The 10,148-nt window shown below is 62.3% G+C and carries 6 protein-coding genes, 1 tRNA gene and 2 pseudogenes; 3 read left to right on the forward strand and 6 right to left on the reverse strand.

From position 1 onward, the window contains the following. Positions 1 to 336, forward strand: a pseudogene (locus WBH99_RS08890) (IS21 family transposase); the annotation flags it as partial. Between the two features lie 206 nt (positions 337 to 542). Here the strand turns inward: WBH99_RS08890 and WBH99_RS08895 are convergent. From WBH99_RS08895 to ilvA, 3 genes are all read right to left on the reverse strand, one after another. Continuing rightward, entirely contained in the window at positions 543 to 905 is a 363-nt protein-coding gene (locus WBH99_RS08895) for a hypothetical protein (RefSeq protein ID WP_424219725.1), read from the reverse strand. Positions 906 to 1,013: 108 nt separating this feature from the next. Then, positions 1,014 to 4,889: a DUF3683 domain-containing protein gene (locus WBH99_RS08900; RefSeq protein WP_424219726.1), complete on the reverse strand. Its 3,876-nt coding sequence runs from the start codon at positions 4,887 to 4,889 to the stop codon at positions 1,014 to 1,016. Positions 4,890 to 5,120: 231 nt separating this feature from the next. Beyond that, positions 5,121 to 6,653: a threonine ammonia-lyase, biosynthetic gene (gene ilvA, locus WBH99_RS08905; protein WP_424219727.1), complete on the reverse strand. Its 1,533-nt coding sequence runs from the start codon at positions 6,651 to 6,653 to the stop codon at positions 5,121 to 5,123. A 36-nt stretch (positions 6,654 to 6,689) separates the two neighbouring features. Here ilvA and WBH99_RS08910 point away from each other — a divergent pair, with 36 nt between their 5' ends. Beyond that, positions 6,690 to 7,112 (forward strand): YqaA family protein, encoded by a 423-nt coding sequence (locus tag WBH99_RS08910; protein WP_424219728.1) that lies wholly within the window; start codon positions 6,690 to 6,692, stop codon positions 7,110 to 7,112. A gap of 4 nt (positions 7,113 to 7,116) precedes the next feature. Here WBH99_RS08910 and WBH99_RS08915 read toward each other — a convergent pair whose 3' ends face one another. Beyond that, positions 7,117 to 7,380: a hypothetical protein gene (locus WBH99_RS08915; protein WP_424219729.1), complete on the reverse strand. Its 264-nt coding sequence runs from the start codon at positions 7,378 to 7,380 to the stop codon at positions 7,117 to 7,119. Between the two features lie 317 nt (positions 7,381 to 7,697). Between WBH99_RS08915 and WBH99_RS08920 the strand changes: the two genes are divergently transcribed. Next, entirely contained in the window at positions 7,698 to 8,129 is a 432-nt protein-coding gene (locus WBH99_RS08920; RefSeq protein WP_424219730.1) for a bacteriohemerythrin, read from the forward strand. A gap of 329 nt (positions 8,130 to 8,458) precedes the next feature. Here the strand turns inward: WBH99_RS08920 and WBH99_RS08925 are convergent. Continuing rightward, positions 8,459 to 8,534 (reverse strand) — tRNA-Lys (locus tag WBH99_RS08925). 448 nt (positions 8,535 to 8,982) lie between these two features. Continuing rightward, positions 8,983 to 9,871, reverse strand: a pseudogene (locus tag WBH99_RS08930) (transposase). Positions 9,872 to 10,148 lie beyond the last annotated feature (277 nt).

A 10,148-nucleotide genomic window follows, 5' to 3' on the forward strand; every position in this document is an offset into this window, starting at 1 on the left:
GAGGAATACTGCGCCCAGGTCAGCGACGAGCACACGCCCGAGCAACCGGTCAAGCCCTGGCGCTACTCGCAGTTCTGTGAGAACTACCGACAATTCGCCAAGCGGCTCAAGCGCTCGATGCGCCAAGTCCACCGCGCCGGCGAGAAGCTGTTCATCGACTATGCCGGCCCCACCATCGCGTTGACGCACGGCGGCAAGGCCCACATCTTCGTGGCGGCCATGGGTGCCTCGGGCTATTGCTTCGCTCTGGCTACGCCCGCGCAAACAGGCGCCCACTGGCTGCACGCGACGGCGCGCGCGCTGGCCTTCTGCGGTGGCGTGCCGCAACTGATCCTAAATCCGGGAGTTACCCCGTCAATGCGAGCGGCTCTGGCGGAAGCCAGGGCGGCAGCGGACGGGTGATTTTCGCCACCACATAGTCCACGAACGCCTTCCAGCGGTTGGCCTGGGGCAACTGCTCCGCAACTGACCTCACATGACCGAGAGCCGCACGGATATTGGCGATGAGCGCCGCCAGCTTGTCACGGCGGCAGGCATCGGCGTCAAGTAAGTGAGGTCTGTCCGGCATGCTTGACCGCCCACCCCGGCGAGCAGCAAGGCGCGGCTCGTGATGGCCTCCGTTCGGGCGCCCGGTTTGGCGGATGGGCTTTGGCCGCACGGTGTTCCCGCCCGGGAGAGACCACGACATCGAGCACCCGGCGCAGGTTGCCGACCCAGTAGGTGGGTAGCGCATGGCTGGGGCGCCCCGGCTTCCTGGGGTTATCGCTGACCTGGGCACCGTCCTGCTTGCCGTACAAAGGCTTGATGGGGGTGTCGATGTCCAGGATCCCCGGGGTGTTCAAGGCCGCCTGCACGCTCTCCAGCCATTGGGGCACGAGCCAGGCCTGGCTTTGCGCTTGGCTCATGCGGGCCAGGGCGCGGCGTAGCGCGTCTTCGCGGATGCTCCTGATTACGGATGCTCCTGATTACAGCAGGCCCTGATTACAGCAGGCTCTGATTACAGCAGGTCCTGATTACAGCAGAACTCGTTCGATACCGCCGCTGCTGGCTTTCCTGACGTAATCCGCCATCCAGTTTTCTCCGAGCAGGTACTTCGCCATTTCCACCACGATGTACTCGGCCTCGACCCCGGCATCGCCGCGGTAACGGGACAGGCCCTGCAGGCAGGAGGGGCAGGAGGTGAGGATCTTCACCTGGCCGTCGAAGGAATCCCGGCGCAGCTGGGCGGCGCCTTGCTCGATTTCTTCCTGCTTCCGGAAACGGACCTGGGTGGAGATGTCCGGACGGGTCACCGCCAGGGTGCCGGATTCGCCACAGCACCGGTCGGACAGATCCACTTGTTTACCCATCAGCTCGTTGGCCACCTTGATGCCCGGATAGATCTTCATCGGGGTATGGCAGGGGTCGTGGTACAGGTAACGGGTACCCTGCACACCATCCAGCTTGAGACCCTGTTCCATCAGATACTCGTGGATATCCACCAGGCGGCAGCCGGGGAAGATCTTCTCGAATTCATACTTCAAGAGCTGGTCCATGCAGGTGCCGCAGGACACCACCACGGTCTTGATGTCGAGGTAGTTGAGGGTGTTGGCGACCCGGTGGAACAGCACGCGGTTGTCGGTGACGATCTTCTGGCCCTTGTCCTCCTCGCCGGCCGAGGTCTGGGGATAGCCGCAGCACAGGTAGCCCGGCGGCAGCACCGTGATGGCGCCCACTTCGTAGAGCATGGCCTGGGTGGCGAGGCCTACCTGGGAAAACAGGCGCTCGGAGCCGCAGCCGGGGAAGTAGAACACCGCATCGGATTCCTCGGTGGTCTTCCGGGGATTGCGGATCACCGGGATCACCGTGTCGTCTTCGATATCCAGCAGGGCCCGGGAGGTGCGCTTGGGCAGGCCGCCGGGCATGGGCTTGTTGATGAAGTGGATGATCTGGGTCTTGAGCTCGGGCCGGCCCAGGGTGGCGGGCGGGTGTTGCACCGACGCCTGGATCAGGCCCAGGGACTTGCCGATGGCGTGGCCCAGACGCTGAGCCTTGTAGCCCCACTCGATCATCCCCTTTCGGACCAGCTTGATGGTGGCCGGGTCCTTCATGGTCAGGAAGGCCATGGCGGCGGCGGTGCCGGGCACGAACTTCTTCTTGCCCTGTTTTCTGAGGAAGTTCCGCATGGCGACGGTGACATCGCCGAAGTCGATATCCACCGGGCAGGGGTTCAAGCACTTGTGGCAGACCGTGCAGTGATCGGCCACGTCGTTGAACTCATCGAAGTGCTGCAGGCTGATGCCGCGCCGGGTCTGTTCCTCATACAGGAAAGCCTCGATCAGCAGGCTGGTGGCAAGGATCTTGTTGCGCGGGCTGTAGAGCAGGTTGGCGCGGGGCACGTGGGTCGAGCATACCGGTTTACATTTGCCGCAGCGCAGGCAGTCCTTGATCATGTGCGAGATGCGGCCCGCCTCGGACTGCTCCATGATCAAGGATTCGCTGCCCAAGAGCGAGAAGGACGGCGTGTAGGCATTGGAGAGGTCGCCGCCGGACATCAGTTTGCCCTTGTTGAAGTGGCCTTCCGGGTCCACCCTGGCCTTGTACTCGCGGAAGGGGCGGATTTCCTCCTCGCTGAGGAATTCCAGCTTGGTGATGCCGATGCCGTGCTCGCCGGAGATCACCCCATCCAGGGAGCGGGCCAGATGCATGATGCGCTCCACCGCCAGGTTGGCGGTCTGCAGCATCTCGTAATTGTCGGAATTGACCGGGATGTTGGTATGCACGTTGCCGTCGCCGGCATGCATGTGCAGGGCGACGAAGACCCGGCCGCGCAGCACTTCCTTCTGCACGGCTTCCATCTTTTCCGACAGGGGCCGGAACACCGGGCCATCGAAGATGAAATCGAGCGGCTCCTTCAGCTCCTTCTTCCAGGAAGCGCGCACCGAATAATCCTGGAGGCGGTGAAAGAGCACCGGATTGGCGGCCTTGTTAGTGAGTTCCCCGGCCTCGATGCCGAATTCGGCGAAGCGGGCTTCGGCCTTTGGCAGGGGCAGGTCGAGGTTATCCAGCATCCACTGCCAGCGGGCGCGCACGCTGGCGATGTGTTCCAGGGCCTGGTCGCGCCGGTCGCCGATCAGTTCGGCCTTGTCCAGCTTCGAGTCGCCCACCTTGACCGGCAGGTCGCCCTGGAAGAAGCGCGTCAGGGCATCGCACAAATCGAGCTTGTTCTGTAAGGACAGTTCGATGTTGATGCGCTCGATGCCGTCGCAGTATTCGCCCATGCGCGGCAGGGGAATCACCACGTCCTCATTGATCTTGAAGGCATTGGTGTGGCGGGAGATGGCGGCGGTGCGGGAGCGGTCCAGCCAGAACTTTTTGCGGGTCTCGGGGGAGACGGCGATAAAGCCCTCGGCACCGCGGCTGTTGGCCATGCGCACCACCTCGGAAGCGGCGGCCATCACCGCATCCTCGTCGTGGCCGACGATGTCGCCGATCAGCACCATCTTCGGGCGGCCGTGCCGCTTGGCCTTGGTGGCGTAGCCGACGGCCTTCACATAGCGCTCGTCCAGGTGTTCGAGGCCGGCGAGCCGTACCCCGGCCTGATGGCCTTTGCCACCCGGCTTGAAGTAATCGGTGATCTCGACGATGGAGGGCACGGCCTCGCGCACCTGGCCGAAGAATTCCAGGCAGACGGTACGGATCACCGGCGGCATCTGGTGCAGCACCCAGCGTGCCGCGACGATGATGCCGTCCGTGCCTTCCTTTTGTACGCCGGGCACGCCGCCCAGGAACTTGTCGGTCACGTCCTTGCCCAGGCCGGCCTTGCGGCAGCTGGCGCCGGGCATTTCCAGGACTTCCTCGGCCAGCAGGTTCTTGCCGCCCACATCGAAACGCTTGAGCCGGAACTGCACCCGGTCCTGCTCGTGGATCTTGCCGTAGTTGTGGTTCAGACGTTCCACTTCCAGCCAGTTGCCGTCCGGAGTCACCATCTTCCACCAGGCCAGGTTGTCCAGGGCCGTGCCCCAGAGCACGGCTTTCTTGCCCCCGGCGTTCATGGCGATGTTGCCGCCGATGCAGGAGGCGGAAGCCGAGGTGGGGTCCACGGCGAACACCCGGCCGGCCTTGCCGGCGGCTTCGGAAACCCGGTCGGTGACCACGCCGGCGCCGGTGCGGATGGTGGCGTAGGGCTCGGTGTGGCCGGGCAGGACGATCTCCTCCACCGGGCCCAGGTCGATCAGCTTCTCGGTGTTGATCACCACCGAGTAACGGCTGAGCGGCACGGCGCCGCCCGTATAACCGGTGCCGCCACCGCGGGGAATGATGGTCAGTCCGGCCTCGATGCAGCCGCGCACCAGGGCGCCGATTTCCTCTTCCGTATCAGGATAGAGAATCACGAAGGGATATTCGACGCGCCAGTCGGTGGCGTCAGTGACGTGGGAAACCCGGGCCAGGCCATCGAAGGCGATATTGTCCTTGCGGGTGTGGCGCCCGAGAATCTTTTGCACCTTCTTGCGCAACAAGATGGTTTCCTGGAACCACTGCTCGAAGCGCTCCACGGCCTCCTTGGCCGCCTGGACCAGGCGGGCCACCTTGGCGCTGCGTTCCAGGTCTTCCCCCTGGCTGTCCTGACGCCGTTTTTCCACCTCGATGATGCGGTGATGCAGGGCATTCACCAGGGCTAGGCGGCGTTCCTGATTGGCGAGCAGGTCGTCTTCCAGGTAGGGATTGCGCTGCACCACCCAGATGTCGCCGAGCACCTCATAGAGCATCCGGGCCGAGCGGCCGGTGACGCGCTCGCTCCTCAGTTCATCGAGAATCCGCCAGTTTGCCTCGCCCAGCAGGCGGATGACGATCTCCCGGTCGGAAAAGGAGGTGTAGTTGTAGGGAATCTCTCGGAGGCGTGCGGTCATCGTGATTGGGCGGCGGAGCCGGTTCCTTCAAAAAAAGGATTCTAACTTACCCGTCCACAGGCAGGGGCGGATCTCCTCGGGATCTCCTTGGTGTGCCGGCAGGCCCCAGAGGTTCCCGGCGTGTTGCAAGAAGGCATGCTGTCGAACCCAAAAACCCGGGGGCCCCAACCGCTGCAAAGGGAGCAGCCCATCCTCAATCCATTCCTGAAGGTCATGCGAAACGGTATGCCTTCAGCCCAGGAACAGCTTGTACACCGGGTTTTCGGTCTCATTCCAGCAGCAGTAGCCAAGCTTGTTCAGGAAGCTCTGGAACTCGCCCATCTCGTCGGGCGGCACCTGCATCCCCACCAGCACCCGGGCCGTGTCGGCGCCGTGGTTGCGGTAGTGGAACAGGCTGATGTTCCAGCCGGCGCTCATCTGGTCGAGAAAGTTCATCAGGGCGCCGGGCCGCTCGGGAAACTCGAAGCGATACACCCGCTCGCTCATGCCCCCTTGCCGCACCTGGGGCGCATGGCCGCCGACCATGTGGCGCACATGCAGCTTCGCCATCTCGTCCTCGGACAGGTCGAGCGTCGGGTAGCCGTGCTTCTTCAGGCTTTCCACCAGCTTCAGGGATTCGGCCCGGTTTGCGACCTGGACGCCGACATAGACGTGGGCCGCGGCAGGGTGGTGGTAGCGGTAGTTGAACTCGGTGATGTTGTGCTTGCCGATCAGGGCGACAAACTTCTTGTAGGCGCCGGGCTCTTCGGGCAGGGTCACGGCCAGCACCGCCTCCCGCTGCTCGCCGATCTCGGCCCGCTCGGCCACGAAGCGCAGCCGGTCGAAGTTGGTGTTGGCGCCGGAAGCCACGGCCACCAGCACTTTGTCCTTCAATTTATGCTGACGGGCATATTCCTTGGCCCCGGCAATGGCCAGGGCGCCGGAGGGCTCGAGAATCGAACGGGTATCCTCGAACACGTCCTTGATGGCGGCGCAGATGGCATCCGTATCCACCAGGACGATGTCATCGAGCAGATCCTTGCAGAGCCGGAAGGTCTCTTCGCCGACCCACTTGACCGCCGTGCCGTCGGCGAACAGGCCGACTTGCTCGAGACGCACCCGTTTGCCGGCGGCGATGGAGCGCTTCATGGCGTCCGCATCGAAGGTCTCGACCCCGATCACCTTGATCTCCGGCCGCACCGCCTTGATGTAGGCCGCCACCCCGGCCGCCAGCCCGCCGCCGCCGATGGCGACGAAGACGGCGTGCAGCTTGCCGTCGTGGCGGGAATGCTGGCGCAGGATTTCCATGCCGATGGTGCCCTGGCCGGCGATCACCTCCGGGTCATCGAAGGGATGCACGAAGGTCAGCTTCTCGGCCTTTTCCAGTTCCCGGGCGTGGGCGTGGGCCTCGTCGTAGGAATCCCCGGCCAGCACCACCTCGCCGCCGCGTTTCTTCACCGCCTCGACCTTGATCGCCGGGGTGGTGGTGGGCATCACGATCACCGCCCGGCAGCCCAGGTGGGCGGCGGACATGGCGACGCCCTGGGCGTGATTGCCGGCCGAGGCGCAGATCACACCGCGCTTGAGCTTCTCGCTGGAGAGGCTGGCAATCTTGTTGTAGGCGCCCCGGAGCTTGAAGGAAAACACCGGCTGCATGTCTTCCCGCTTGAGGTAGATCCGGTTGCCGACCCGGGCGGAAAGATTCGAGGCAAAATCCAGGGGCGTCTCCACGGCCAGGTCGTACACCTGGGCGTTGAGGATCTTCTGCAGGTAATCCGCGGGCATGGGCTTCTTTTTTGAATCAAAGAGGGGATTTTAAGGGTGGAATGGCTACACGTCACCGCTGAACAGGGCTTATGGGGCATTTTTCTCGCGAGTTTTCTTGCCGCCACGGTATTGCCCGGCGGTTCCGAGTTGTTGCTGTTCGGCTACCTCGGGCTGCACCCGGAACAATTCTGGCCGGTCCTGGGCCTGGCCACCCTGGGCAACAGCCTGGGCGGCATGTGCACCTATGCCAGCAGCCGCTTCCTGCCCCGCTGGCAACGCATGGAGAGCCTGCCCCAGAAGGAACGGCTGGAACGCTGGGGCAGCAGCGCCCTGATCTTTGCCTGGCTACCCCTGATCGGCGACGCCCTTTGTCTTGCCGCCGGCTGGCTGCGGCTGCACTGGCTGCCCTGCCTGCTGTACATGGCCCTGGGCAAGGCCCTGCGCTATGCCCTGGTGGGGCAAGGCGCCATGCTCTGAAGTCTCAGACACTCCACTCCCAGGCATCATCACCGGCGCTCAGTTGTATGGCGGTTTCCAGACGGTTCACCGCCAAACCGGGATAGGGCAGAGTCAGAGCCACCTCGAAGTGATGATTTTCCTTGCCGACCCGATAGCCGATATCCACCCGCCCCGCCAACGGTCGAAGCTCGAGATAGCCCTGGCAGTGAGGACAACGGGCAGCCAGCACCCCCAGCTCCGTATCCAGCAGAGCGGTCGTTGCACCAAGCCAGTCCCTCGCGGTCATGTTTGCACCACAAAGGGGACAGCCCGCCTGACGTTTACGCATGGGACACCTGCAATAATTCATGACAGAAGCCCCACGAAGCAAATTCCGGACCACTGCCTGCAATCATGACGCAGCCCTTGCCCGGACGGGAAAAACAGCGGGCAGCGACGCCGGGCATGACATGATCAAGTAACAAACAAGCAGAAAAATGCCCCAGTGCCCAGGCACAACCCTTGGCAGCAAGGTCTGGCACCAAGGTCTGGCACCAAGGTCTGGCACCAAGGTCTGGCACATTACCTGCTTAGACGATTGTCATTTGAATGAGGAGAACTCCAGTGGAAGTGATCACCTGGCAACCGGAATACGATATTGGCATTCAAGAAATCGACGAGCAGCACAAGAAACTCGTGGCCTTGATCAATGATCTCTACTCAGCCATCGTGCGCAAAAGCAATCAGGAAGAACTCGCCAAGGTCATCGAGGCGGTAGTCGATTACACCAAGGTGCACTTTGCCATCGAAGAGTGCCTGCTGCGCATGTTCGAGTATGACGAATACACGCTCCACAAACGCGGCCATGACCTGTTCGTTGAAAAAATATCAAGCATCGACCAGCGTTTCCGCGCCGGCGATACCAGCGTCAGCATGGAACTGTTCTGCCTGCTGCGGGACTGGCTGATCCAGCACATCCAGGAGAAGGACACCCAGTACGCCCCGGTGCTGCTGAAACGGGGGGCCAAGAAAAGCTGGTTGCACAAGTTCTGGTAAGGGGTTCTGGTGAGGGAGCCGCCCTTCGGGGAGCGGCGGGGAAGTTCCGCGGGAGTCCTCGCCGGCCCGCCCGGGCTGGCAACTCACCGCCATGGTGCGTATCCGGAGTGCGTACCCGGAGGTTGCGTACCCCGCCACCCAGGCCGCCCCGGCGGTTTTTCGTCCGCAAGCAATCCACCGCGCACCGGGCCCAGACCATGTCCGCATCGGCGGCACGGGAGGGTGGAGCCGGGATTTACCGCCAAGGGCCAACAAGGGAGCCAAGGGAGCCAGGAAAGCAGAAAGCCCACCGGTCAGGGTGGGCTTTCTGCTTGAATTACTTGGTGACTTGGTGGGGCGTCACAGATTCGAACTGTGGACCTACGGATTAAGAGTCCGCTGCTCTACCAGCTGAGCTAACGCCCCTTTCTCAGCTTGCGCCTTTGAAAGAGCGCGCATGATACTGAAAATGCGCGTTTGCTGCAAATTTTTTCAGACTGCTGGTGGGTCGGCCGGGATTCGAACTCGGGACCAACGGATTGCAAGTGCGCTGGACAGCCTCGTTGAGAGCGTCTTAACTATTTGAAAAAAAATAGATTATCTTTGTGGTTGATGCGAATTTTACTGACGAGATGGGGCAGGGATTGTGGCAGGGATGTGTGACTGGAATGGAACCGGAAAACACTTGAGCCTCTTGCAAAAGTCAGAAATCAGAATTCTGAATCGGGTGCATTCGCCCGCGGGGAGCGATTTTTCAATGTGAGCGCGGCCGGCTTGGCGGCGAACCTACCCTGTTGGCATATTCATCATGATTCAGCGCGAAGATTGCCCTGCATCATCGAATGCACAGGCGTTGGAGATGCGGCGAAGTTTGTCATCGTCGCAATCGCATCAACTGATCGGCGGACAGAGCCAGGACGCCAAACATCAAATGGCTCATCACTTTGGTATCGCCCCTGACCCTCAGATGTTTGCCGCCGAACTCATCCTTGAGCCGCGCATTGCTGCGTTCGGCAACGGTGCGCTCGTTATAGCGAACGGCTTTCGCCGGGGTGAATTCGATCTTCTCACCCCGGCGCGGGTTGTGGTCAATCAAGGGAACATGGCCCAGACTCCGGCTGTGGTCACGTATCTCGGCACTGCAATAGGCGGCGTCCATCACCTCATCGAGGTGGGTCACCCGCTCTGCGGTGATCAACGACAGGGGAATCGCGGCAAGGCCGTCGTGCATCGAGGCGAAAGACAACCGCGCGGCGATGGGCACGCCACAGTCGGCGGTGTCGATATGCAGCTTGTAACCATTCCAGCTGACTTTGTACCCATGGGCATTGCACTTCGTGCCGCGATCACACCCGGTTGGGATGTCTTCGAGCCTTTGCGCCAGGGTCTGCTGGCGTTGATGTTGGACGGGCGATTCCTTGGCCGGTTGTCGGACTTCGCCACGCCGGGGACGGCCACGCTTTCTTGCCGGCGCCACCGGGGTTTCTGGCGCACTCGTTGGCCCCGGGGGGGACGCCGTCCGTCAGCCCCAGCACCGCCTTGGCGACAAAGGCATTCGCCAGCCAAGCCCGCTCGTGCGGCGGTCGCCCCACGCCACACCACGTCGATTCCGTGAATTCTTCGATTCGCACCCATTCCAGAACATAGATGACCTTCTCCAGCTTCGGCGTCAGCGCGCCGATTTCGTGCAAAAGTTCGGGCATCAGTTCGTGCTGGATTACATTCCAGCGTTGCATGATCCGTTCGCGTTGGGTGGCATTCATTTTGCGGGCGTAATGATGTTGGCATTGAGAAACCACATCATGCCAGAAATGGCCGCCCGCACCTCCCGCTTTCGCCTCCCGTCACGAAAAAATCATGCCTGCATCGGGCGTTTTGCAAGAGGCTCAATTAGGAGAGGTGCTGGATGTTGGCAATTGACAACCATCGGTGCCATTGCTTGGCTGTTTAGAGCGGAACCGCCCGATGCCGCGGGCAGGATCAATGTTGCAAAACCTCGCGATAGAGCGCCAGCGTCCGCTCACCCATGGCGGCCCGGGA

The sequence above is a fragment of the Azovibrio sp. genome (assembly GCF_049658005.1).
In the GTDB taxonomy this organism is placed as follows: Bacteria; Pseudomonadota; Gammaproteobacteria; order Burkholderiales; family Rhodocyclaceae; genus Azovibrio.

What these genes read in the sequence shown, in the direction of transcription:
- WBH99_RS08895 (WP_424219725.1), bottom strand. Translation starts at nt 905, where the DNA reads ATGAGCCAAGCGCAAAGCCAGGCCTGGCTCGTGCCCCAATGGCTGGAG.
- WBH99_RS08900 (WP_424219726.1), bottom strand. Translation starts at nt 4,889, where the DNA reads ATGACCGCACGCCTCCGAGAGATTCCCTACAACTACACCTCCTTTTCC.
- ilvA (WP_424219727.1), bottom strand. Translation starts at nt 6,653, where the DNA reads ATGCCCGCGGATTACCTGCAGAAGATCCTCAACGCCCAGGTGTACGAC.
- WBH99_RS08915 (WP_424219729.1), bottom strand. Translation starts at nt 7,380, where the DNA reads ATGACCGCGAGGGACTGGCTTGGTGCAACGACCGCTCTGCTGGATACG.